Origin of the sequence: Bacteroides sp. (assembly GCA_036351255.1) — a bacterium.
GTDB lineage: Bacteria > Bacteroidota > Bacteroidia > Bacteroidales > UBA7960 > UBA7960.
The window spans coordinates 33495-58898 of the sequence record JAZBOS010000048.1 but is presented as its reverse complement, the minus strand read 5'-3'; the positions used below and the strand labels follow the sequence as shown (position 1 = coordinate 58898).

19 protein-coding genes are annotated in these 25404 nt (G+C 44.4%); 6 read left to right on the top strand and 13 right to left on the bottom strand.

Annotated elements, in window-relative coordinates; translation table 11 throughout:
* Positions 1-207: 207 nt before the first annotated feature.
* The 4 genes from V2I46_04285 to mnmA all read left to right on the top strand — a co-directional run bounded on the left by V2I46_04285 (position 208) and on the right by mnmA (position 4244).
* Positions 208-618 carry a hypothetical protein gene (locus tag V2I46_04285; protein ID MEE4176707.1) on the top strand — a complete coding sequence of 137 codons (411 nt, stop codon included), beginning with the start codon at positions 208-210 and terminating at the stop codon, positions 616-618.
* Positions 618-836, top strand: a complete 219-nt coding sequence (locus V2I46_04280) for a carboxypeptidase regulatory-like domain-containing protein (protein ID MEE4176706.1) — start codon at positions 618-620, stop codon at positions 834-836. The genes V2I46_04285 and V2I46_04280 overlap by 1 nt, the downstream gene beginning before the upstream one ends.
* A gap of 93 nt (positions 837-929) precedes the next feature.
* Positions 930-2867, top strand: coding sequence for a TonB-dependent receptor (locus V2I46_04275; protein ID MEE4176705.1), 1938 nt, complete (start codon positions 930-932; stop codon positions 2865-2867).
* A gap of 81 nt (positions 2868-2948) precedes the next feature.
* Complete coding sequence (gene mnmA / locus V2I46_04270; GenBank protein MEE4176704.1) at positions 2949-4244, top strand: tRNA 2-thiouridine(34) synthase MnmA; 1296 nt, start codon at positions 2949-2951, stop codon at positions 4242-4244.
* A 17-nt stretch (positions 4245-4261) separates the two neighbouring features.
* On the opposite strand, the gene V2I46_04265 is transcribed toward mnmA, so the two are convergent.
* The 3 genes from V2I46_04265 to V2I46_04255 form a co-directional block, all read right to left on the bottom strand.
* The gene (locus tag V2I46_04265) at positions 4262-4684 is read right to left on the bottom strand and encodes a DUF6146 family protein (GenBank protein ID MEE4176703.1); all 423 of its coding nucleotides are present in this window, start codon (positions 4682-4684) and stop codon (positions 4262-4264) included.
* 155 nt (positions 4685-4839) lie between these two features.
* Positions 4840-6003, bottom strand: coding sequence for a M28 family metallopeptidase (locus V2I46_04260; protein ID MEE4176702.1), 1164 nt, complete (start codon positions 6001-6003; stop codon positions 4840-4842).
* Between the two features lie 107 nt (positions 6004-6110).
* Positions 6111-8300, bottom strand: coding sequence for a sodium-translocating pyrophosphatase (locus tag V2I46_04255; protein ID MEE4176701.1), 2190 nt, complete (start codon positions 8298-8300; stop codon positions 6111-6113).
* A 225-nt stretch (positions 8301-8525) separates the two neighbouring features.
* Here V2I46_04255 and V2I46_04250 point away from each other — a divergent pair, with 225 nt between their 5' ends.
* Together V2I46_04250 and V2I46_04245 are read left to right on the top strand one after the other, a co-directional pair.
* The gene (locus V2I46_04250) at positions 8526-9650 is read left to right on the top strand and encodes a DNA replication/repair protein RecF (GenBank protein MEE4176700.1); all 1125 of its coding nucleotides are present in this window, start codon (positions 8526-8528) and stop codon (positions 9648-9650) included.
* A gap of 3 nt (positions 9651-9653) precedes the next feature.
* Positions 9654-9944 (top strand): DUF721 domain-containing protein, encoded by a 291-nt coding sequence (locus V2I46_04245; GenBank protein ID MEE4176699.1) that lies wholly within the window; start codon positions 9654-9656, stop codon positions 9942-9944.
* 6 nt (positions 9945-9950) lie between these two features.
* Here the strand turns inward: V2I46_04245 and V2I46_04240 are convergent, their stop codons facing one another.
* The 10 genes from V2I46_04240 to V2I46_04195 all read right to left on the bottom strand — a co-directional run bounded on the left by V2I46_04240 (position 9951) and on the right by V2I46_04195 (position 25389).
* Positions 9951-12371: a hypothetical protein gene (locus V2I46_04240; protein ID MEE4176698.1), complete on the bottom strand. Its 2421-nt coding sequence runs from the start codon at positions 12369-12371 to the stop codon at positions 9951-9953.
* Positions 12368-14116 (bottom strand): glycoside hydrolase family 38 C-terminal domain-containing protein, encoded by a 1749-nt coding sequence (locus V2I46_04235; protein ID MEE4176697.1) that lies wholly within the window; start codon positions 14114-14116, stop codon positions 12368-12370. Before V2I46_04235 ends, V2I46_04240 begins: the two co-directional genes overlap by 4 nt.
* Positions 14117-15192: 1076 nt before the next feature.
* The gene (locus V2I46_04230; protein MEE4176696.1) at positions 15193-16518 is read right to left on the bottom strand and encodes a hypothetical protein; all 1326 of its coding nucleotides are present in this window, start codon (positions 16516-16518) and stop codon (positions 15193-15195) included.
* Positions 16519-16544: 26 nt separating this feature from the next.
* Positions 16545-17960: a phosphoglucomutase gene (locus tag V2I46_04225; protein ID MEE4176695.1), complete on the bottom strand. Its 1416-nt coding sequence runs from the start codon at positions 17958-17960 to the stop codon at positions 16545-16547.
* Entirely contained in the window at positions 17960-19267 is a 1308-nt protein-coding gene (locus V2I46_04220) for an FAD-dependent oxidoreductase (GenBank protein MEE4176694.1), read from the bottom strand. Before V2I46_04220 ends, V2I46_04225 begins: the two co-directional genes overlap by 1 nt.
* Positions 19251-19952, bottom strand: coding sequence for an N-acetylmannosamine-6-phosphate 2-epimerase (locus V2I46_04215; GenBank protein MEE4176693.1), 702 nt, complete (start codon positions 19950-19952; stop codon positions 19251-19253). Before V2I46_04215 ends, V2I46_04220 begins: the two co-directional genes overlap by 17 nt.
* A complete protein-coding gene (locus V2I46_04210) occupies positions 19942-20670 on the bottom strand; it encodes an FAD-dependent oxidoreductase (protein MEE4176692.1) in 729 nt (242 codons plus the stop codon). Before V2I46_04210 ends, V2I46_04215 begins: the two co-directional genes overlap by 11 nt.
* Position 20671: 1 nt before the next feature.
* Positions 20672-22816 carry a hydantoinase/oxoprolinase family protein gene (locus tag V2I46_04205; protein MEE4176691.1) on the bottom strand — a complete coding sequence of 715 codons (2145 nt, stop codon included), beginning with the start codon at positions 22814-22816 and terminating at the stop codon, positions 20672-20674.
* Positions 22817-22834: 18 nt separating this feature from the next.
* Positions 22835-24328: a hypothetical protein gene (locus V2I46_04200; GenBank protein ID MEE4176690.1), complete on the bottom strand. Its 1494-nt coding sequence runs from the start codon at positions 24326-24328 to the stop codon at positions 22835-22837.
* Positions 24329-24339: 11 nt separating this feature from the next.
* Complete coding sequence (locus tag V2I46_04195; GenBank protein MEE4176689.1) at positions 24340-25389, bottom strand: family 10 glycosylhydrolase; 1050 nt, start codon at positions 25387-25389, stop codon at positions 24340-24342.
* Positions 25390-25404: the final 15 nt, after the last annotated feature.

The window sequence follows — 25404 nt, the reverse complement described above, 5'->3', positions numbered from 1 at the left end:
TTTAACCGGTGTTTAACCGTTTTTAATTGGTTAAACACCGGTTAAACTATGGTTAAAATATAAATCTGATTTTGAAAAAACAATACAGGGAAAGGATTGTACCTTCTTTCTTTATCATGGGCGCCTGCCGAAAAATAAATTTACATTGACTAATTCTGAAATAAACTATACCTTTAAACTTATGTTTTACTCCAATTCACAAATTCTATGAAATACACAGGGATTGTTTTACTGCTAGCAGCGATGATAATTGCATTCGGGTGCCAGAAAGATGATGAGCCAACGCCTTTTGAACTGCTTACGGGTCCGGTATGGGCTTCTGACAGTCTGTTGGTAAACGGGCAAAATGCTGCAGGGCCGGGTGACTTGCTGGAAGGATTCCAGGGTGATGCAAAATTCAATACCGATATGACGGGTACTTTCGGAACCTTTTCGGGAACCTGGCGGTTTGCAGCCAGTGAAACCCAGCTGGTCATTACCTCCGAGGCCCTTCCCTTACCGCTTCAGGCTAATATTGTTGAGCTAAGCGAGACAGACCTTAAACTGGAGACGATCTTTCCGGATCCTGAGAATGTTAATCAGACTCTTTTAATCAGGCTGACTTTCAAAGCAAAATAATGCTCAGAAGCATCATCCTTGCAGCCCTTTTTCTCTGGTCGTTGGGAGTGCTTGGGCAAGCCACAGGAACCATCAGGGGCCGCGTTTCCGATGGAAGTAGCGGGGAAACGCTTGCAGGCGCCAATGTTTTGTACGGGCGTGGACTGGGGACTTCCACGAACCTGGAAGGCCGGTTTCAGCTGGAGTTGCCCCCCGGAGGTTATTCATTGACCATTTAATACGTCGGTTATCGATCGGTTAGCCGGCATATCAACCTGAAAGCCGGCGAATCCATCAACCTTGATTTTGCGCTTGAACCTGAAATCACCGAAATGGAGCAGGTGGTGGTAAGTGCCGGGCGTGTTGAACAACGCGTCGGTGAATCAACTGTTTCAGTAAGCATCATCAGGCCCACTGCCCTCTCGGGAAGTCATATCAACGACCCTGCTGAACTGCTGAGCAAAAATCCGGGTATTGAAATCCTGGACGGTCAGGCTTCTATTCGCGGGGGAAGCGGGTTTTCTTACGGGGCCGGCAGCAGGGTCCTGGCACTGAAAGATGGCCTGCCGATGGTCTCGCCCGATGCAGGGAGTATCCGCTGGTGGGCACTGCCCCTGGAAAACATCTCGCAAATTGAGGTTATTAAAGGGGCATCTTCCGTCCTTTACGGATCCTCCGCGCTGAACGGGATCATCAATTTCAGGACGGCGGAAGCTACAGTGGCAGGCAGTACCAGCTTCTTTGCCGAAGCAGGATTGTATGGCCAGCCCAGACAACAAAATTGGGTCTGGTGGGATGAGCCAAGGGTCTTCAGCAACCTCTCGTTTTCACACTTGAAAAAATACGGGCATACCGACCTGGGCATCGGAACCTTTTGGCAGAACGACCCGGGCTACCGCAAGCGCAATGATGAGGCCATGGGCAGGATGAGCCTTCAACTGAAACATCATAACCAGAAAATTCAGGGCCTGAGTTACGGAATAAATTCGAGCTTGCTGCTAAACAACAAGACAGATTTCGTGTTATGGGAAAATGCGGCCACAGGGGCGTTGGTGCAGGACAGCAGCACCGCCAACCGGCTAAACGCCAGGATATTGATCCTGGACCCCTTTGTTAGCCTGAAACGCGAAGGGCGCTTTTCGCATGACCTGCGCCTCCGTTACCAGTTCCTGGAAAATGAATTCCCCCAGGGCACTCAAACCAACAGCCAGGCACAGTCGCTTTATTCAGAATATCTTTTGTGGTATCCCATCAACCGCTGGATGAATGTAAACGCGGGACTGGTGCAGCAAAGCAACCAGATCCGGTCGAATTTTTACGGCGATCACGAATATCAGAACTTGGCGGCATACGGGCAGGCCGACATCAGCCCTAGCCCCCGTCTGAAGCTGGTGGGAGGCTTCAGGATGGAGTTCAACCGGCTGAACGGCACCAATGGCGAGTTGGTGCCCTTATTCCGAACAGGGATTAATTACCGCCTGACGGATTATGCCTTCTTAAGGGGTTCCTTCGGGCAGGGATACCGCTACCCCTCCATTGCCGAGAAATTTGCTGCCACCACCTTGGGGGCAGTGAAGATTTACCCAAGTCCCGGGCTAAAAGCCGAATCGGGCTGGAACGCAGAACTGGGAATCAAACAAGGCATCCTCACAGAGCATTGGGACGGCCTTGTGGATGTTGCCCTGTTTTACACCCAGAACAAGGACCTGATCGAATTCCTGTTCGGGGTATATCCCGATCCCGTCACGGGGGAATACGGCTTTGGTTTCCAGGCGAACAACACAGAATATTCAAGGGTGTATGGCAGCGAACTGGAATTTATGTTCAATACCCGGCTAAGAAGGGTCGATTACAGCATTCAGGGGGGCTATGTTTTTATGTTTCCCACGGAATTCAATCCCTATACCCTCGAGGATTCAGGTGTTTATCTGAAATACCGCCGCAAGCATTCGGCCAAATTAGGCCTGTCGGCCAGCTATCTGCGTTACGAGTTTGGCTTTAATTTACAGGTTCGGTCAAAGATGCTGAACATTGATGACGTTTTTGTCAATGAACTGACGCGCGAATCCATTCTTCCGGGCTTTTACGATTACTGGCTCGAAAACAATACCGGCCATTTCCTTGCCGACCTGAACCTGGGCTTCAGGGTCACCGATCGCTATACCCTCTCGATGGTGATAAAAAACCTGACCAACACCGAATATATGGGGCGGCCCGGCGACATACAGCCCCAGCGGAGTTTCAGCCTGCGCTTCAGCGGAAAGTTATAGTGGTTTACTTGGAAGTGCTTTATGATCCCCCTCAGCGTCCCTTATGAATGTATCCGTTGACCTTCAGGGGCTCAGGTAGAAATTTATGCTTATCTTTGCAGACCTTTTCCGGCCTTAATTCAGGCATGGAAAAAGGTTTGCGTACAGCTTAAAATGGAAAATCAGGAAAACAAAAATATCAGGGTAGTCGTCGGGCTGTCGGGAGGTGTTGACAGCTCGGTAGCGGCTTATTTGCTTAAAGAGCAGGGTTATGACGTGATCGGGGTGTTCATGCGCAACTGGCACGACGAATCGGTGCTGATCAGCAAGGAATGCCCCTGGGTGGAAGACAGCACCGATGCGCTGATGGTGGCCGAGAAACTGGGCATTCCCTTTTACACCCTTGATTTCAGTGAGGAATACCGTAAGCGGATCGTGGACTATATGTTTGCCGAATACCAGGCCGGGCGCACACCCAATCCCGACGTGCTGTGCAACCGTGAGGTGAAGTTTGACTTGTTCCTGAAAGCCGCCGAGAAACTTGGCGGAGATATGGTGGCTACGGGACATTATTGCCAGATAGACCAGTTTGAAGAAAATGGCAAGACCATTTACCGCTTGCTGGCAGGCGCCGACAAAAACAAAGACCAGAGCTATTTCCTCTGCCAGCTGAAACAGGAACAGCTGGCCAAGGCTGTGTTTCCTATCGGGCATTTGCAAAAACAGCAGGCCAGGGAAATTGCCCGTGAGCAGGAATTGGTCACCGCCGGAAAAAAGGACAGCCAGGGACTTTGTTTTATTGGAAAGGTTCGCCTTCCTGAGTTTCTTCAGCAACAGCTGAAACCCAAAAAAGGCGATATTTTCCTTATCGCTGAAGACTTCCGGAAGCTTGAGAATCCCCCATTACCTGAAGGTGAAAGCTGGGATACGGTGGATGAAGCCTTCCTGGAAGCCATTGTGGCTCCGCCTCCATTAAACGCTGCCATAGGCAAAAAGATCGGGGAACACAATGGGGCGCATTATTACACCATTGGCCAGCGCAAGGGCCTGAACGTGGGTGGGATGGAAAAGCCGATGTTCGTGATCGGAACCGACACTGTTGAAAATACAATTTACACCGGCTTGGGGGAAAACCATCCTGGGCTGCTGAGATACGGCTTATTTGTTCCCGCGACAGACATTCACTGGATCAGGGAAGACCTGAGGCTGCATCCTGGGCAGAGTGGGCGTTTTGCCTCACGGATCCGTTACCGCCAGGCCTTAAAAATGGCCACCCTGGTTTTCCGCAAAAATGGCCTGTATGTCATTTTTGACGAACCCCAGCGGGCCGTGGCCCCAGGTCAGTTCTTTGCTTGGTACCAAGATGAAGAAAGCATCGGCAGCGGGGTGATTGCCTGAAAAGCCAGAAAAAGGCATTACCAGTCCCGGGGAAATGGGCTAAAGATCCGGCAGCGCTGCTGCACGTAGCTGAAATAATAAAAGAGTTGATGGTTGAGGGTAAGCCCGTATGAGGCATCGGGGTCGTATTCGATGTAATTCGTGGGCATACATTCGGGCCTGCCCTGACGCCCCAGCATCGAGTTCCACTGCATCACCAGCTGACGGTTCCAGTTTTCAAGGTACTCAAGGCTGTAATAGTTTTCAGGGCGACGGTTTCTCAGGAACCAGGTCTCGAAGGCGGGGTCCATGATCAACAGTTCATATTCCACAGTATCAGCATCTGCCAGGGCAGCATCGGTTCCTGAGGTTGCCGGCTCAGTAAGCTGTTTTTTAGAAGAGCAGGCCAGGGTGAAACCAGCCATCATGATGACCAGAATCCAAAGTGAGTATTTTTTCATTATGCGTCCCTCCTGTTTTTGACCGTTCAACCACTCATTCCAGAAAAGCTATCATTACTATAGATTCAGATTAACTTTCTGGATGGTAGTACTTAAGGTTTAAAGATACGAAAAAACAGGCTGAATTGCAAGTGTCAAGGTAATGAAGAAAGGGCTCAGTGCCTTAAGCTTCTGACAATTGAGGCTACAAATTCAGCCGCTTCCATAATTATGCTCATGTCAAGATTTTCAGGGGTATCCAGTGGTGTGTGTGTCAGTGACAGGACATCATCCCAAAGGTTGGAAGAGGTTAGGGCGATACAGGGCACGCCCTGAAAAGCGAACATGCTGTGATCCCCGGCATACCACGCTGGTCCTTTGGTGACCCCTGGAAAGGCGCTGAGGACCTCTTCGAAGGGTTTCTCATCATCGATGTTGTAATATGAGACGGCTACCTTGGCATTTTTATGCCCAAGGCCATCCAGATTAACCATCAAGGCTATTTGATCGTAGGAGACTTCCTGTTGATCGAGATAAGCAAGCTCACCACTTGCCCCATAATACTCCTCGCCGTTAAAAGGCACAAACTCGAGACTGAATTTCCCCTGGTAGTCACTCAGCAGCCGCATGATCACAATGAGGGCCTTCACCCCTGCCCCATTGTCGATGGCCCCGGGTGTGCCGTATTTGGTATCCATATGGGCACCGATCACCACCTTTTTTTTGCCCTGTCCTTCCTTTTTGGCTATCAGTTGCTGGCTGCTGGCATTTCGCACCCCTGAATTGAGCAGTAAGTTTACAGGGCCTTTGAGGGAGAGCAGGGCAAGGGCAGATTTTTCATCCATAAAGGCATTGGGAATATAAAAATTCCCGTCCTCGAACAATGGGAATGGATCCAGTCCGCAGGCAGGATGCTGGCCAGTCGCGGCAAGAATGAAGGATGGTTGCTGTTTCTCAAGCAAATTGTAAATGACCTTATGTTCTTCCGGGAAGTAGAAAGGGAAATCTTTGGGCATCAGAGGCTCTTTACTGATCTCACCATACAGCAAGGCCATTTTCTCTTTGATATCAACTGCTTTCAGGTCATCCACCGAAGCAAGGGGTACCAATTGTGGGATCACACCCTCAAAACCCGGGGAAAATGGTCCGGGGAAAATATCAAAGGACACCCTTCCCCTTTCTAGGGATGAAGGCCCGAATTCCCAGACTTTGCATTTCATGGGAATCGCTTCAACCTTGAAGGATAATTGGGCCATCTCTTCATAAAGCAGGCTATTCAGCGCCCGGTTGTTGCGGGAACCGATGGGACGTTCTGTGGACAATAATTCAGAAAGATTCATATTGGGTTGCAAGGAAGGTTCTGTTGCAAATATATTATAAAAGCGTAAAAAAAATGAGGCCGTCTCAAAAGACTGAGACCGCCTCATTATATGATTCAATAATTTAATTAAAATATGGTAGCAGCCAATACCAGCGCCACGATGGACACCAGTTTAAGCAAGATATTGAGAGAAGGCCCGGAAGTATCCTTCAGGGGATCACCAACGGTATCTCCCACTACAGCAGCTATATGGGCTTCAGAGCCTTTCTTATAGGTTTGTCCATTGTGTGTAAAACCGCTTTCAATCAGTTTCTTGGCATTGTCCCAGGACCCGCCGGCATTGGACTGAAAAATGGCTAGCAGCACGCCGGAAACGGTAACGCCTACAAGCAATCCGCCCAATGCCTCAGGTCCAAGCCAAAGACCTGTAATCACAGGGAAACTCACAGCAATGACACCCGGAAGGATCATTTCGCGGAGCGCAGCCTTGGTGGAGATGGTTACGCAACGGGCATAATCAGGAGTGCCTTCAGCATCATTGAAGACCTTCACATCTTCGGCAGACCATTGCGACATGGGCTTATGATCGTTCTTCTTCAATACTGCCAGGGCTTTTTTCAGGGGTTCAATGGTATTGAACTGACGACGGACTTCTTCAATCATTGCCATTGCAGCATCACTAACCGCACGAATGGTAAGACCAGAAAAGACGTAGGGCAAAAGCGCACCAACAAAAAGCGTGGAAACCACTACGGCCTGAGACACATCGATGGATGTAATATTGGCGGCAGTCATATAGGCGCCGAAAAGGGCCAGGGCGGTAAGAGCAGCCGAACCAATGGCAAAACCTTTACCAATGGCTGCAGTGGTATTGCCTACGGCATCAAGTTTATCGGTTTTTTCACGAACATCAGGAGGCAATTCTGACATCTCAGCAATACCGCCTGCGTTATCAGAGATGGGGCCGTAAGCATCCACTGAAAGCTGAATACCAAGATTGGAGAGCATCCCGACAGCAGCGATGGCAATGCCATACAATCCGCTCAGGTTGAAAACAATCATGATTGTAATGGCGATGGTCAAAATGGGGATGATGGTTGAGAACATCCCAATACCCAAGCCTGAAATGATGTTGGTGGCACTTCCGGTAGTGGATTGACGGGCAATGATACGAACAGGAAGGTAATTCAATCCGGTGAAATATTCCGTAGAATAGCCGATGATCAATCCGGCTACCAAGCCAATCATCGAGGAAAGGAAGACATTGAAGGAGGTGATGGACCGTTCTATTCCACCATACAACAGGTCTTTGAAAATAATTTCATCTGGGAGGATACTGGTAATGAGGAAATAAGATAAAACAATCATCATTACTGCAGAAATTAATTGACCGCCATTTAAAGCTGATTGGGGGTTACCGCCTTCTTTTACACGAACAAAAAATGTACCCACGATAGATGAGAGAATCCCGGCAGCGGCAAGAAACATAGGCAGCACAACCGGTGAAAGGCCACTGAAACTATCATTATAGGTAGCGGTTAGCAGGGAGACCCCTAGCACCATCGCGGCAATGATGGAACTGACATAAGACTCAAAAAGGTCAGCCCCCATACCTGCAACATCGCCAACGTTGTCGCCAACGTTGTCGGCCACTGTAGCGGGATTCATCGGATGATCTTCAGGGATTCCAGATTCTACTTTTCCAACAAGGTCGGCACCAACATCAGCGGCTTTGGTAAAGATTCCTCCGCCAACCCTAGAAAAAAGGGCAATGGTGGAGGCACCAAATGAAAAACCAGTGATGATGGAAAGAATGCGGCTTACAGTAATGGGGGTTTCAAAACCAAAAATATTGGTATAGAGGATGAAAAGAAAACCCAGTCCAAGCATTCCCAGGCCGACAACACTCAACCCCATTACGCTGCCACCAGTAAAGGCGACCTTCAGGGCACTGTTGAGGCTTTTTCGGGCAGCATTGGCTGTGCGGACATTGGCCTTGGTGGCTATACGCATCCCAATAAAGCCAGCCAGTGCAGAGCTGGAGGCCCCCAGGATAAAAGAAAAGGCCACCAGCGGAGAAGACGTTTCCGGGTCAGCCACAAAAATTAACACCAGGGTTATCAATGCAATAAAAATCGCAAGGATTTTATACTCTGCTTTGATAAAAGCCATGGCTCCATCGGAAATGAAGGTCGATATTTTTTTCATTTTCTCATTCCCGACGTCCTGCTTATTGATCCAGGATGTCCGGAAAAAGGTGAAAATCAAGGCGACCACTCCGATCAGGGGTACAAGGTAAATCAAAAAGTTGTCCATAAGTGATTCATTAAATTGACATAGTTAGTTTCATTCATTGATTGGGTTGTTATTGGCTAAAAAACAACCGGATAAAAGAAAGGTTCAAAGAATCCTCATAATTTTATGCATTTGTTTAAGGGCTGGTTTGTTTGGCAATAACAAATTGTAAGAATTGACCTCCAAAATCCCAATCGAGCCAGGCTTTTACTTATTAATTTTTACCTTTGCTTAAAGCCCAAATATATGTATCTGCAGAAACTTACCCTGATCAATTTCCGTAATTATGCTGAAATCGCCCTGAAATTTTCATCAAAGTTCAATTGTTTTGCAGGGAATAACGGAACAGGAAAGACCAATCTGCTGGAAGCAATTTACTATCTTTCCTTTTGTAAAAGTTTTTCAAACCCCATTGATACTCAAAACATACTGTTTGAGCAGGATTTCTTCATGATGCAGGGGCATTACCAAATGGATGGCACAGAGGATGAACTTTATTGTGGGGTTAAACGTCAACAGCGCAAGGTTTTCAAGCGCAATAAAAAGGAATACGATCGCCTTTCTGATCATATCGGCCTGTATCCCCTGGTCCTTATCAGTCCCGGAGATGCGCAGCTGATTCTGGGTGGTAGTGAGGAACGGAGGAAATTTGTGGATGGGGTTATCTCGCAATATCAGCATGAATATCTGCATCACTTGATTAGTTACAACAAAGCCCTGTCCCAACGAAACGCCTTACTGAAAATGTTTGCGGAGCGGAGGACGTTCGACCCCGCATCCCTTGAGATCTGGGATGAACAGCTTGTTTTACATGGAGAAATGATTTTTGAGGAACGTAAAAAGTTTTTTGATGCTTTTCTTCCGGTATTCAATCAATATTATTCAGCCCTTTCAGGAGGGAATGAGTCGGTTAACATCGATTATCAAAGTACCCTTCTGGAAGGAGATTTTCAAGGGCAATTGATCAAGGCCCGGGAGAAGGACCGGGTCATCCAATATACTTCCGTTGGCATTCACAAGGATGAACTGTTATTTTTCATTCACGATGTGCCTGTCAAGCGTTATGGCAGCCAGGGCCAGCAGAAATCGTTCCTGATTGCCCTGAAGCTTGCCCAGTTTTCCTTTACCAGGGAGGTCAAGGGTTTTAGTCCAATCCTACTTTTTGACGACATCTTTGATAAGCTTGATGAAGAAAGGGTAGAGCAATTAATGAGATTGGTGAGCGATGACAGCTTTGGGCAGGTTTTTGTTACTGACACACATCTGGAGCGCCTGGAAAGCTTGTTCAGGAAAATTGGGGGGGAAAGCAGGATCTTTTTCATTGAATCAGGAAATATTACAAAAGTATCCCACCCAAACCACAAACAATAGGCTATGAGACATTCGAATCAGCAAACCCTCGGGGAGGTGATCAGGGAATTCCTGAAAAATTTTGGCTTGGAAGAAAAAGTGACTGAGACACGTATTGCAGAAGCCTGGGAAAAGGTAATGGGGCAAGGGATTTCAAGATATACCCAGCGCCTCAGCCTGAAGAACAAAACCCTCACTATTCAACTCAGTTCTCCTGCCTTACGACAAGAGCTCTCCTATGGGAAAACCAAGATCATCAAAATGATCAATGAGGCTTTGGAAAAAGAAGCCATAGATGACATTGAGATCAGGTAAAAAAAATCAGTGTTTACTAAGGAGGACAACAACATTCAAAACTTCTTCCTTGAATTTCCTTACGTCCAGCCAGTCGCTCCTCAAAAGTTCTCCGTTGATTTTCACATCTTTCACGCCGGCATTAACTTTTTCCGGATTGAGAATGGTAACCTTCAGCGTTTTTCCCTGATATTTCCTAACCACCTTCACTTTGTCCCAGTTAGAGGGTATTTTCGGGTCAAACCACATCCCCTTTAATCCTGTTTTTAGTCCAAGGATCCAATCGATTCCTATCCGTAACATCCAGACTGAGGTTCCGGTAAGCCAGGAATGGGAGGCCTGGCCTTCTGTTTCATGTTCGCGGCTGGTTACGTATTCTGAGAACACATAGGGCTCGGTATCATAACGGTCTATGCCAAAGGCTTCAGAAGAATTCCAAGGGAGCATTTTACTGTAGACCCGCCAGGCCTCCTCTACTTTGCCATTTATCAAAGCAGCAAGAACAAACCAGGCGCTGGCATGATTAAATACGGCGCCATTTTCCTTTTTCCCTGGCACACAGCGTGAAATTAACCCAATGGAGTCATCCACCTCTCTGAAGGCTGGCCAAACCAACTGCATCCCAGTATCGTTTTCCAGATATTGAAGACAACTATCAAGGGCAGCATTTGCCCTCTGGAAAGGAGCAACGCCAGAGATGACAGCCCAGGATTGGGCATTGAGAAATAACTTTCCCTGTTTCCCGGAATCTGATCCCACCGCTTCTCCATTGTCACGGAAGGCCCTGACATACCATTTCCCATCCCAGGCAACGTCATTAACAACCTGGCTAATCCTCATATAGGCTTTTTCCCAACGTTGTTTTACTCTTTGATCTCCTTTGTATTCCAGCAATTCCATGGATTTTTTCAGACTATAACAAAGGAAGAAAGCACCCCAAACCGTCTCCCCCTGCCCTTTTGGTCCGATATGATCAAGGGTATCGTTCCAATCACCTTTACGGATGCGCGGCAAGCCCCGTTCTGTTGTATCCCGGATAGCAAAATCAAGGGCTTTCACCAAATGATTGTAAACGGTATCCTCCCCCTCGTCATAAAAGGGGACTACTTCTTCAATAATAGAGAAATCAAGTGTTTCATTAAGGTATTCGATTAAGCCGAAAGGAATCCAGAGTGGCGTATCACTGTGATGGGTTCGTTCGCCATGATCGGTCAGTTTAAAAAAGTTATGTAAGGTTGAACCATCTGCAAATTGAAACCTCAGTGCATTCAGGATGCGAGACCTGACACGCCCCGGATCAACCATCACCATGCCAAGAATATCCTGAAATTGGTCACGGATCCCGGTACCGAAAAGCAAACCCCCATGATAATAGCCGGCATTGCGGGCCATGTCGAATGTCACTGCTGACTGATAAGGATTCCAGACATTCATCATGGCATTGAATTTCTCATCCGGGCTCGTAACATTCACATGAGAAAGGTAATGATCCCAATACTGTTTTACTTCAAAAAACTTGTTTTCAATAAAGGCATTGTTTTGATAATCTTTGAAATGGATGGCATCATAGGGATTTTTTTTCTGCTTATCAGCGACGGCAAGGACAATGCTGAAATCTTTTGTATCCGACTGTTTTATTTCAATTTCCGACTGGATTGCTACCACGGGGTCTCCTGCTGTAATCTCCGAATTATTCATCTTTCCAGATTCAACAGAGATTGGATTAGCTTCAGAGCGCCATTTACCAATAAATTTATCAAGACTTCCATCGAAACCGGTCAAGGGAAGGTTCATTGAAAAATACAGCTTATAATCCCAGGCAATATTAGGTTGCTCAACTGATGCGGATTTCTTGTTAAGGACCCAATAACGGCGGGTGGCTTCAAGTGCATGATGTTGATCATTAAACTTTATCTCGGTAAAGTGTTTATCGTTTGGTTGATTGATTATGTCGTTCAGGGCATTACCCATCATGAGCTCCTGAAAAGCAAAAACCTGAAGGTTTCGGGATTTATTGCTTTTGTTCTCTACCCTTACTTTCCAAATTTCACAATGATGGTCGCGAGGAACAAAATAGGTCAATTCAGACCTGACTTGCCTGAATTCGGTTACAATGGTCGTGTATCCCTGCCCAATCCGGGCTTCGTAGTGGTCATATTTTCGGTCAATGGTTGGCGCCCAGCTTAAAGACCAAAACTCCCCTGTCTCAGTATCCCTAAGCATCACATAGCGGCCAGGGCGATCCCACGGGAGACAGTTGTAACGCATTCGCGAAATGCGATTGTCACGAGGCGTATCCAAAAAAGAGAAGCCCCCTCCCCCATGAGAAACCATTCCTGCATAACGATCGTTCCAGATATAGTTGAACCAAGGCCTGGGAGTTTCCGGATCTGTTATTATAAATTCCCTTCCATCTTCGGAAAGGTAACCATATTTGTTTTTTATCATGATAAAATAAATAAGGTCAGTTTATAAGTTTTGATTTTGCGGGGATGAACAAGAACCTCAAAAGAATTATTATCAAGCAATTGAATTTCTTTTTGAATTATTTCTTCGAGGGTAACCTCTTCAACGGTTTTTAGCCGGGAATGCGCTCTTATTCTGCCGGAGACCGCCTCGCTGGTTGGATTGTAAATCCTAAGGACAAATTCCCGGCTATTTGATTCTGCCTTTTTAAGACATGAGAAGATTAATGACTCTGGTTCAATTTTCAGAAAACTCATTGAAGAACCTTGTTCTCCATTCAATTGACCCGTTTGAACCAGCCTCAGATCATAATTGAAGAGAAAAGCCTCCCTGTATACATTGCCATCGATCCAACTACCCCGGTGCGGGAAAAGGGCGAGCCTAAACTCATTACGCCCAAGCATCTGGGAACCTTTCTCAAAAGAATAATCCTGGGGTGCAGCCGGATTAATCTTGTACTCAAACGTTCGGAAAAGGGTTATTGCAATGGTTTTAAATTCATCGTTCAACACTTCGTATTCTTTAAGGCCATCCACTAATATGGCAAGCCCTTTAATGCCGTCATTAACATCAACAAAATGGTGCACGGGATAATCCATCATTGGCTGTTCGATCCAGCCTTTTGTATCTAAACGCTCCAAAGAACGGGCAGGAACATCAAACTGCCCCTCTCCATAGGAATATGATGCGTTAATCCCCGAAGGGAACATCAAGCGAAGACGATGGCTTTCAGATTGATTATCTACAATTACCCTGATGTCCAAATGCCTGCTTCCCCGGGAAAGGCCAACAACAAAAATCACTTTATTTCTCCGCAAAACACCAGAATCGTTATTTCTGGAGGCTAGATCTGCAGGCAACAATAGCTCATGAATAATCTCATATTCATTGTAGAGTATTCCATTGATCGTCTTATGTATTTTAGCATTCTCGTTCAACGTTGTCGTGAACGGTGCAACAGGTTTGTTAACCCATGCATGGCCGGACTCCCCTTCATCATAGAGGTATGCTTGATTTTTATATTCCACCAGAAGTTCCTTGTCAAAAACATTCAGGCTTCCATCCGGATTGATATGAACCTTCAGGTATTCATTTTCTAAGGCAAAATCAGATTCTGATTCAAATTCTTCCACTGTTTTTTCTGATGGTAAAACAAGCATACTTTTGAGCCCAAAAGAAGGTATGTCAGGTGTCTGAATGTAGGCACAATACCTGATCATATCGAAGTACATGGGCCGGTTAATCATTTGCTCCAAAATTGGCTGAGTGGCCTGCCGATCAACTAACTGAACATTACACTCATTTCCTGATCCGTCCAAAATTCTTAAGAACCCTTTATCGTATTTAGCAGGAATATCAATCCACACCTTAACAATCTCACAGCGGGTAAAATTAGTTGTGTTGACAGCAGTAATAAAAACAGCGTTTTCCCCGGCATTAAAGACGGAAGTATTCAATTTTTGGAGGAGGAATTTTAATGAACGGTCCAGAATTCCTTTAGAAATCTCAACTGAATGCTTAAACCGAATCATCATATCTTCGTGAATGCGGTCCAGAGAGCATCCTCCGATGGAGTCATGGGCGGAATTCTGAACGATAAACTCCCAGGCAGTCTCAGGATACTGGTCCAGGATATCGCGCCCCAGCCAGGCTGAAAAGACGTTAAAGGGCTCAGCAAAATACTGAATCCAGCGTTCTGCATCAAAATTGGCCTGCTTCAGATACATACGGGCAGAGGTCGTATAACCGAACAGGTTGCCGCAACGGTTATTGTTCTGGGTGCTTCTGCGTTCGCCCCTTACAACCTTCAGTGATTCAGTGTCAACATCCTTTGCCAGGGCATCTGCATATTCTTCCAGGGTAGAATGAATAACATTAAGGTGGGGCATCTTCTCCCTTATGTCACGGATAATTCTTATGGTTTGGGCGTTTGGCCCTGAAGAGTCATGACCCTCCATCCATATTTTATGCCGAGTAGTGAAATCATCAGCCTGGTCAGCAATAATCTTTTTTACCTGAGGCTCAATACGCTCCGTGTAATAATCAGCATGTGGTGAGATAATGAAATAATCCTCGTCTTTTTGTTTGGAATCGGCAAAATGAAAGGGAGTCCCTTTGCTTCCCCAAGGATATTGAAGGTCTTCAAAAACTTCGTTATGAATCACCGGCCGATAGATATAAAAATAAAAATTATACCTAGGCATGGTCGAAAAGCGGGAGCTGACCATTCTGGTACCATCAGCTCCCTCCCAAAGGAATTCTGCTTTGGGGCTGTCAATTGAATTTACACCCCTGTAAAACATTATCAAGTCAACACCAAACTGCTGATATATTTGGGGAAGCTGTGAGATCTGCCCCCAACTAAAAGGAGAATAACCTATTTTTGAAACTCCCCCTAAATCCCTGCTAATTTTGTGCCCAAGCAGCAAGTTCCGGATAAGGTTTTCGCCTCCCACCTGGAATTCCTCAGGTAAGATATACCAGGGACCGTGCAGCAAACGGTTTTCTTTTGTTAGTTGAATGATCCGATCGCGGTTTTGGGGTTTGATTTCAAGATAATCCCTTAAAACAATGGATTGACTGTCGAGATGGAAAGCCCGGTATTCTGGTTCTTTCTCAAGGATTTCAATCACAGCATCGATCATGTCAACCAGCATTTGCCGATTTCTCTGGTAAGGGAATCGCCACTCCCGGTCCCAATGCGTGTTAGATATTATGTAAAAAACTGATTCAGAAGCCATTTAGTTAATCTGGTTAGGTTTGTAGTTTTTTAAAAACCTATTAATTGAAACTGCTTACAGGTCTAATCCTTTAAAAACAAATTATACTCAATAAGGGCCTGTGGAATACCACCAGGAAGAATGTGGACTGCTGCTTCAAGGTCATGTTCAGAGGTTTCTGCAAATGGAACAGCAACACAACACCCAATGCCTGCCGCCCTTATGGCGATCGTCCCGCTTTGGCTATCTTCAAAACCAATGACCTTGCCAAAATCCTCCGGAAGAATGTTGGCCTGATGGAGTGCAATACTGTAAAGATCCCTGTGGGGTTTGAGACGAATTTCACTGGAATTCGATGCAGTAATAAATGCATCATAAACATTATTAGGGTCTTGAAGTTTTTGAACAATCGCTTTCTTACGAGTATCAGAAAGAAGGCTTTGCTCTATAAAATCACGGATTATCCCAAATACTTCATGAATAACGATGTCAGCTTCATAACGAATGGAAGAGGTTACCAATCCAAGCTTTGAGGGCTTGTTTTCAAATTTTTCTCCCAAGATTCTTAAGGAGTTCTCTATTTCAGAAATGTCCTTTTTTTTGCTTTTTCTTCCGATTTTAAGTTCCAGTTCCTTTTTCAGGTATTCAGCAAAAACAACTGCTTCTTCACCCAACCACCCCTTAAGCAATGGAATCAAAACATGTATTCCGGGCATGGGCGATATGACTTGTCCATATTCTCCGGAATCACCAAAGATTTCTTTTTTTACCTTTACCCCCTCCCCATTATTCAAGCGTGAAAGAATTCTATGGTATATCTCATAATAAATATCAATCCCTATATTAACCCTATTCATAAAACCGCTTGTATTCAATTTCCCGGCAAATTTTCGAATAACCTCATCAGGTTCCTTTGCCGAGGTCAAATCTTCAACGGCTCTTTCTAAACCCGTTTTTCTAAGATTCTGAATAACCTCCAATTTGCGATTAGGGTCATTTCCATATTTCAAAGTCCACAGGGCGGCTTCTAAAAAAGCAATTTCAATTTGCTTATCATCGAGCAAGCTTTCATACTTGTTAATAAGATATTCAATATGACGTGTGGTACTGTTTCCAATAATATGTGGAAAATCAGCGCTGGGATTGAGTCCAATCCAATCTTCTCTTTTGATTTTGCCACTCATCCTTCTTACCATTTGCTCAAGGGAATGGATACAAAGCACCTCAGTTGTGGTAGTAGTCCCATCCATATCCATAAGTACGGCATTAATGTCCTTTACTTTTTTAAGAGGAGAAGCCAATAGATAATACTCTTCTGCAGGAAAGACATAGCCGGGATTTTTCACCACGGCGAAGGTTCCTCTCATGGAATTGACCTTCTCAACAATGTATTTAGCGTTCTTTAACATCCGAAAAGATAATTGATAATAAAAAGTTATATAAAAAGTTGCTTGCCAGCAAAAAGCAAACTGTTTACCTCCTCCATACTTTCACCCTCTGCATAAACCCTTGCCATTGGCTCAGTTTCTGAAATCCTGATCAACAACCACCTGGGGTTGCCTTCAAGTCTAAATTTAAGGCCATTGGTAATGCCCCGGCTGTTTTTAAAGGTTTTTATTTCCAAAACCCGGAATCTAAAAACTTTTAATGGAGGCATTCTTTCAATAAATGGCAAGATTAAATGCCTTTCAGTATTGGTTGTTTTCACATCGATCCGGGAATAACAAACCTCACCAAATTCCTTACGTTTCCTTTTCAAAAAATCTGAAAGCTTGTTTTCACCAGAATCGGTAAGCATTTGAAGGAACATAAATGCAGAGAAAATACCATCACGATCAGGAAGATGATTAAAGAATCCAAACCCTCCTGATTCTTCTGCTCCGAAAACGGCGCCATTTTTTACCATGGCTTCAGAAACGTATTTGAAACCAACCTGGACATCATGCACTTTCACTGGCAAGTCATCTGCTTGAAGCGATGACACTTTTTCCGTCACGGAAGAAGTTTTTACAAGGCCTCCCAATTGTCCAAATTTTTCCACCATGTATTCAGAAAAAAACAAGATCACCTCCTGAATATTGACCCAATTCCCGTTTTCATCCATAATTCCAAGCCGGTCTGCATCACCATCTGTGGCAAAACCAATGGAGAAATTTCCTTTTTTAAGTTCATCAGAAAGAGGTTGAAGATTCTTTTCAATTGGTTCAGGAATGCGTTTGTAAAAGTCGGTAGCGGGTTTACAAAAGATGGACTTACAATTCACACCGTTCTTTAGGCAAATATCTTTAATCAGGCGCATGCCAGCCCCGCCCATCGAATCAGTTAGCAAGGACAAACCCGATGATGCGATGCGTTTTAAATCAATGTTCTTTTCAATGTGATTAATATAGAGTTCAGAGAAATCAATCTCTAAAGGATGACAATCCTTTACGGAAGGTTGCTCAGAATCGATTAAACCTTCCACGAGAGCGGTTTCTTCCAAACTAAACGGAGCACCAGCAGAAGTTTTAAATTTGAGTCCATTATACTCTGGCGGATTGTGTGAGGCTGTGATCATAACTCCTGCGTTACAATCATTTTGGTGGGTATAAAAGGAAAGGACTGGCGTAGGGATTATTCTATTTGAAAGAATTGCAACAATTCCATTAGCAATTAACACTTTGGAGAATTCCAGTGCAAACAAATCAGAATTACGCCTCCCGTCAAAACCAACGGCAACCTTGGGTTTGTTTGTTTTTCGAAGCAGATATAAGGAAAATGCCTGGGCCACTCTCCGGATGTTCTCCAGATTTAGTTCCTCGTCAAGCAGTCCACGCCAGCCATCCGTTCCAAAGACAATTTTATGTGCCATTAATTTTCGATGTTATGGATTAAGCTTTTTCGGATCTCCTGGTATTGGACTTCACGGATGGAACTACACTTTTTTATGGAAAGGGCTGCCACAGCCCCACATGCTTCTCCGGTAGCTGCAGAAGTAGGCATAATGCGTAATGCAGCATGTCCTTCGCGCGTGGCACCGATACAACGGCCAGCGGCCATCAGGTTCTCAACATCCTTAACCATTAGTGACCTAAGCGGGATTTCATACCACTGGCCTTCTCCCAGTTCATCCATGCGGCTTGTTTCACCCGATTGTCCGTGAATATCTATCCCATAACAACCACGGGCAATTGAATCCTCAAATCTGGCCCCGGAAAGGATATCCTCTCCAGTCACCATATAGTCCGCCAATGCCCTTCTTGTTTCACGGACACCTACCTGAGGCGCTGTATCAATTAAAAAAGCATTCTCAAATCCAGGAATTTTTCTCTGAAGAAAATCAACCACCATTGCAACCTGCTTGTGCCCTGTTCTTTCCGCAAATGTCAGTTGCTCTGAACTTGAGGCATCTATGTTCAGAATATTAGTTGTATTAAATGAAGCTTCACCAGTGGAAGCCATGGTAGTAAAAAAAATGTATTCAATTTCCTTTGGCATCTCATGATTAGCCTGAGCTTCTTTTATTAAACCTTTAAACCCTGCAATTGAAATGATTTGTTCAAAATTGAATTCGAAATCCATCCATGGCAAAAAATCATTGGGGTTATTCTTACAGTATTCCGCTGTGCGCCTAACATCAATTCCACCCATGCGGAAAAACAAAGTCATGGCCTGTAACTTCCCGGTTTTCTCATCTCCCTTAAGCCAGGGAAATCCACCAAGAACAATCAGTTGTGCATCACCTGTTGTGTCAATGAATTGTTTGGCAAAAACAGTACTTAACCCAAATCTGTTTGCAATGGTTATACTTTCAATGGTTTTGCCTTCAACATTAACCTTGACCACATCGCTGCTAAAAGCAATGTCAACACGGACTTTTCGAAGCAGATCAAACGCAGTAGCCCTGAATGCCCAGGCATAAAAACCATTATCGATCATGCCACCCAAATTACTCATTCCGGCTTCCAGCTCCCAAAAAATCCCCTTTACCAAATCAATGTTCCCTGCTTTTGACTTCATAAAAGGAGATACCATTCCTGCAGAGGACATTCCACCAAGGAATGGATAATGTTCAATGAGCAGGACAGATGCCCCCATTGAGGCTGCCTTTACAGATGCTGCAATACCTGCAATTCCGGCTCCAGCAACAACGATGTCATATTTATCTTTTGATTGCATCAACAAACCACCTTGTAATTAAATGCGGACGAGTAATGGCGCTTCCTACGACAACAGCCCATGCTCCAGCCTTAAGTGCACTGAAAGCCAATTCAGGTGTGTTAATTCGCCCTTCAGCGAACACCGGATAATCCTCTCCAAGGTTTTTCACCAATTGTTTTATCAAATCAATATTAGGTTCATCCAATGCCTGATTTTTTGTCTCAGGCGTATACCCATTTAATGTTGTGGATACACAATCCGCACCTGCTTTTTTGCATTCAAGGGCTTCATCAAAAGTGGCTATATCCGCAATAATCAGGCATTTTCTTGTTTTTTTTACCTCACGGATGAATTCCGGTCCATTAGCGCCTTCCTTGATTCGGGCAGTACCATCAATGGCCACCATGTCGCAACCAGCTTCAATAAGTTGATCAACTTCACGATAGGTCCTTGTAATACAAACACTCCCATCCTCAAAAATTGATTTTACAAGACCAATCACAGGCAGTCCAACCTCACGAACAATCATTCTTGCCTTTTCAACTCCTTCGGTACGAATGGCAGCTGTCCCGCCCATTTTTGCAGCTATTGCAAATGCGGTTACGCCTTCAGGCGAATTAAAAGGCGAATCACCCTCAGCCTGACAACTGACTATCAATTGGTGTTTGACAATTTCAAAGAATTTCTTACTATTATTCTTCATCCAGGGGAATAATTTCAGGTTGGACTGGAATCATCAGCAATCTTGCTCCATAATTTTTCCAGATAAATTGGGCAAAGCGATCTAATTCTAAATTAAATGACATGTCAGTTTTTGATAAGGGTATTTTTTCCAAATGAAAACTGCAAAAAAGTCCAATAGGCGTTTCAACCTTACGATATATTTTAAAGCTGGGCATATCTTCCGGAATTTTGTCCGTGATAAAACAATGCACCAGCACATCGGCTTGGAAATCCTTCGCTGAAAAAAGAATTTTAAGTTGTTGTTCATCTGATAGATCATGGATTTCCTTTCCAGTAACGAAAAAATGCCCTTGACGTCCAAAGAGTTGAATTTGATTAAAATTACGCCTTTCAAATCCAATGGGTATTACATGAAAAAGAAAATCTATATTAATCCGATCAATTTCTTCCCAAAGTGCCCGCTTAAAAGCTTCGGGATGGAGCAACAGCTCTTGTTCATTTTCAAAAAGAACACCAAACCTTTGGCTGCGAATGGAATCAAGAAGACCTAAATCCAGATCATCATTTAAACGCTCATCCTTCGTAAAAAGACATGACAGGCTTTCCGTGACTTTCCCTCCCGGAAAACCAAATTTGTTTAACAACAGCACTGTTTGACCCTGTTGAATTAGTTTTGAAGCCAGGGCAATTCCTTTTGCATTGGCACCCCAAATGATATGATCAAAATTGCTCCTCATATCAACGTTTTTTCACAGCCAGAACAATCGCATTATCAGTTGGGGTCAGGTCTTTCAGGTCGAATTCTATCAGTGATAATATCTGAGAAATCTCAATAAGCCCGGATAAATCAATAATTTTCCCTGAGACAACGACGAACACATCAGGCATTAATTCCCCTCCATCGCCATAGGATCTAAGTTCTTCGATCAATTGGCTAATTACCGTTTTAACCCCAGATACATTACTTTTTCTCCAAACCACATCATCAAACCGGCGTTTTACTATCCCATCACGGGTCAAAACCACTGCAGGATTGAGTTTTTCCTTCAATATTCCAAAGAAGTGAGACTTAACGGTTTCATAACCAGCCAATCTAAGCAGATTCGTTTTCCCTTGAATCTGAACCATCTTTGGTTCCACTTTTAACGCTTCTGAAGCAACTAACTTAAGCTCACCGTCATCCAATTGCTCGCTGGTTTCCCTTGAAGCCAAATCGCTAGAACCTGTTGCAATTGCTACTACTTTTTTGTTTGCGTTATCTATTTCCACTTGAACTTCAACAGTTCCTGGTTTTGCCCCCATAGCAATGACAGATTCTGATGCTGCCTGACGAATGGCAATAATTTCCTGCTCGCTTGGGTTAATGATTGACTTTTCAACCGTGTCCCTGATCATGCCCATTGCTGCACCAATAGCTGAAATCACTTCAGAATCAGGAGCAATTTCATGCTTAATTTTAAGGTACTGAGCAGCATGAGGTACCAAAGCGCTGGCTCCGCCACCTCCTCCATAAAGCGTCAAAAAGTTCTTGTCCAGTTTATATTCCCTTGCCAAAGATCTTATGACCTTTTCAATTTTCTTACTACAATTCAACAGAATGTCCTCAGCAAACTGATCTGGGTCAGCATTCAAAATCTTGGCAACACTTGAAACCGCATTTTTGACAGCATCAAGGTTTGCTTTTCCATGTCCGAAATCTTTTACCAAACCTTTGAAATATGAAGCAGCACTGGGTGTAATCGTAAAATTACCATCTGGCCGAACTACCTTTAGGTAATCTTCCGGATCCCCCTCCTTGGGGCATATGGTTTCAACCTTTATTTCAGAAAAATCGGGATTATCGGCATAAGCTGAATAGGAAAGATTGGCAATGTGGGCACTGCGGGGACCAACATCCACAATTTTGCTTCCAGATATACGGGGTATTGATCCTCCACCAATTCCAATAGTACGAACATCTATGGTTTTTATGCTTAACCTGTTCTTTCCAATTTGTGCAGCTTTAACCTGGGGCATTCCATTTTTTATTACTGAAATATCCGTTGAAGTTCCACCAACCTCAAGAAAAATGCCGTCAGAGATCCTGGCATACATTAAGGCTGCGGCTACGCCTGCTGCAGGTCCTGAAAGCATAGTAAGTATTGGACGTTTTCGCATCTCCTTAATATCCATGATACCCCCGTCAGAACGCATGACCATCAGGGGGGCCTTGACACCACTTTCCTTAACAGCTTGCTCCGTCAAGTTTGCTGTTTCAATCATCTTAGGCATCATGCTGGCATTGACCACCGCTGTGCGAGTCCTCACCCTAATACCATAAAGTTGTGACAAGTCACACGCGGCAGTCGCATTTAAGCCAATACTTTCCGCAACCTTTACAACCAGTTTTTCATGCTGATTGTCATCAGGTCCAAAAACCTCAGTAGCTACAAATACTTGAGCCCCTTCATTTACCAGGGCAGAAATAGCTTTCTCGATTTTTTCTTCCGTTAGGATATCCGTTGTATTAATAAATCGAAAAAAAACAGGAAGTTTTTTACCCGGAGCAAGAAAAACATCATCCAGAAAGGCCTGCCTTTTGGCAAGCCGACCTTCAAGGCCTCTTCCCATTGCAATAATCCCAACCGGCGCAACATCTCCCTCAAGCAAAGCATTTGTGGCTTGTGTAGTTGAATGAGCGATAAGCAGAATTTGTCCAGGGTTTATTTTGTTTTCCTGTATCAGTTTTTGCATAGAGGCAATGACCCCTTCGGCAACCCCCTGTTTTGAGTTATGGGTAGTCGGCACGCTGGCCTTCCCCAAAATACTAAATTTTTCAACATCCACTGCCACTGCATGGGTGAATGTGCCTCCTACGTCAATACCTACCTTAATCTTGCTCATACTTCTAAAGGGTTAAGGTCAAAAATAAATAATAGCTGCCGCAAGGAGACCCAAGAGTGCAAAAGCCCATGAATAGGGTAAGGTATTATAGAGAATTTTCTGAACATCTATTTTCATTTCATTTGCAATCCAAACGTTTTGAAGGTTTGTGGGGTCAGAAATACCCTGCAATTGCCCCACCGACCATAACATACCAAGAATAGCTCCGGAAGGCATTCCTGCAGCCATAAGCACGGAAGCAATCCCAAAACCCATGCCCCATACATTTAATGGCCCTCGGTATAATGCTAGCGGGGCAAGAATCGTAAATATCAGCACATACTGCCAACCTGAATTGGGTACGATTTGTTTCACAAAAGGGACCATAAGCTCCCTCACCGGCCAAATCTCAGTACTATAATGGGTCATCAGAATCTCAGGTGTAATTGTACTTGGTCCCCTAACAGAAACCAGAATCCACCCAATGCCGAACATCAGGATCACTGCAGGAAGGACCACTGATGAACCTTCTATAAGTGATTTCAATAAAATATTGATATTATTCTGCTTGTAGGTGATCAGATACCCATATAAAATGGCAAGAATAAAGGCAGCTAAAAAATTCACTTTGAAAACAAGGATAAGGATCAAAGGGATAACTGGTGTAAAAATGGAAGCCCAGTGTAATGGATTCTGACTGCTGTTACGAAATCTCCAGGCCCTGAAAACCGCATTCAGGAATAAGATCATTATGACAGCAAGCACCAAATAAAAAACGACCTTCCCAAATATTTTTAATGTCTCCCGAAGTTCAGGAGATAAATCGGCGGAAACAGCCCAACGGGTTATAATCACAAAACCTAGTCCCACAAAAACCAGAATCAGAAAATTTTTGAGAATATTCCAAAATGCAAGTGAAAATCCATCACGATAAAGTTGTATAACAATGTATATTAAAGATCCTGTAAAGGCAATACCGAAAATGATAAAAATAAATCTTAAAACTTCCTGCTGGTTTAAATTAAGCGAAGTCATGTAAAGTGCCCAGTTACCCACGTTAAACATTCCACCCAAGCTTACACCCATGAGCATAATTACTGAAGCAGTAAGGCGACTGATTCCAACTGAAGTCAAAATGGGCAAAACAATGGCTCCAACCATGATCATCGCTCCCAAACCACCTAGGGTTGTAAATAACAAAATAATAAATATGAACATCACCAAGGCAATAACTAAGGGGTTATCGCCCGAAAGTTCAGCCCCTTTTTTGATAAATCCTTCTGCAATACCCGTTTTTTGCATTAAAATACTCAGCACCCCTCCAAACATTGAGATAACAATTGGTTCAGCAAGCATAAGGGAACCTTCTCCCATAACATACTTGAAAATATCGTTGGGGCGAATCCCTGCAATCAGTGAAACAGCAACGGCCAAAACCGGCATGGCCAGCAATGCCGGCCAAATGCGTTTTGACATCATGGCTGTGATTACAATAAAAACAATTAATAGGGCCAAGCCCTGCAGCGTTTGCATAAGATGCCTTGTTAAGGTTCGTAAATCCTCATAAATATTTCCTCATACTCCCTCAACCCTTCGAAAAAGAAAAACACTTCTCCGCCTATTCCATGTCTCCTGTTTTCATCAATCATAAAACCCAGAAGTTGCCGGGAGGGTTGTATAGAATCTACCCGGATCAATATTCCCGGGTAAACTAGATGTCTCTTCTCAGGCAGAACATATTCAATATTTGATGCTAGGGTACGCTCATAGGATAAACTATCCTTTCTGTATACCTGAGGAACAACCATATCCACGTATCCAAAATTAATCCAGGTCGGCCAATCTTGAAGGTACTCTTCCTTTGACCAGGGGAATATGCTGGGTGCCATAGAAACAATACAATTTGGATCGCTGGCTTTAACTTCCCCATAAAGGCGCTTCATAAATGCATTAAGTCTTTCTGAACGCCACTGGATCCAATTATAATCCTTATGATAGTCCGGGGGTGCGGCCCCAAAATGATCCAGTTTATAAGCTTCAATTATTTCGGCATTATACCCACCTTCTGATGGCATGGCTGGCAATCGGTCATCCCCTTGAATCCCATCAACGTCGTAATTGTTGACTACTTCGAGAATTAATGAAAGCAAAAAGTCCTGTACCTCTTTGTCAAGAGCGTTCATCCATTCAAATCCATTCTTAGAGGTCAACTCCCCCTCAGCATTCAGGGAAGCCCACTGTGGCTTATATTGGAGCAATACACCTCCATTCTCCTGAAAAGAGGAAGAGAATCCAAATTCAAACCATGCAAAGACTTTTATGCCATATTTTTTTGCTTCCTCGATCACTTCCTGCAGAGGGTCCCGGCCGGTTTGATCCGGGTCTAAATCCGGATCAATTTCAATTCCTGTCAACTGCTTCATAACCTGGCTGCGATAGGTAGTCATGGCTTTATTCCAGGTGACAACAAAAATGGTATTAAGGCCAATCTTATGGCAGTAAGCCACTGCATCCTCAATTTTTCCCTTTGAAAAAAGGGCATCGGAAGCCACATTGGTAAGCCAGACCCCCCTGACTGGTTCTTGGTAGCCCATTACATACTTCTCTTC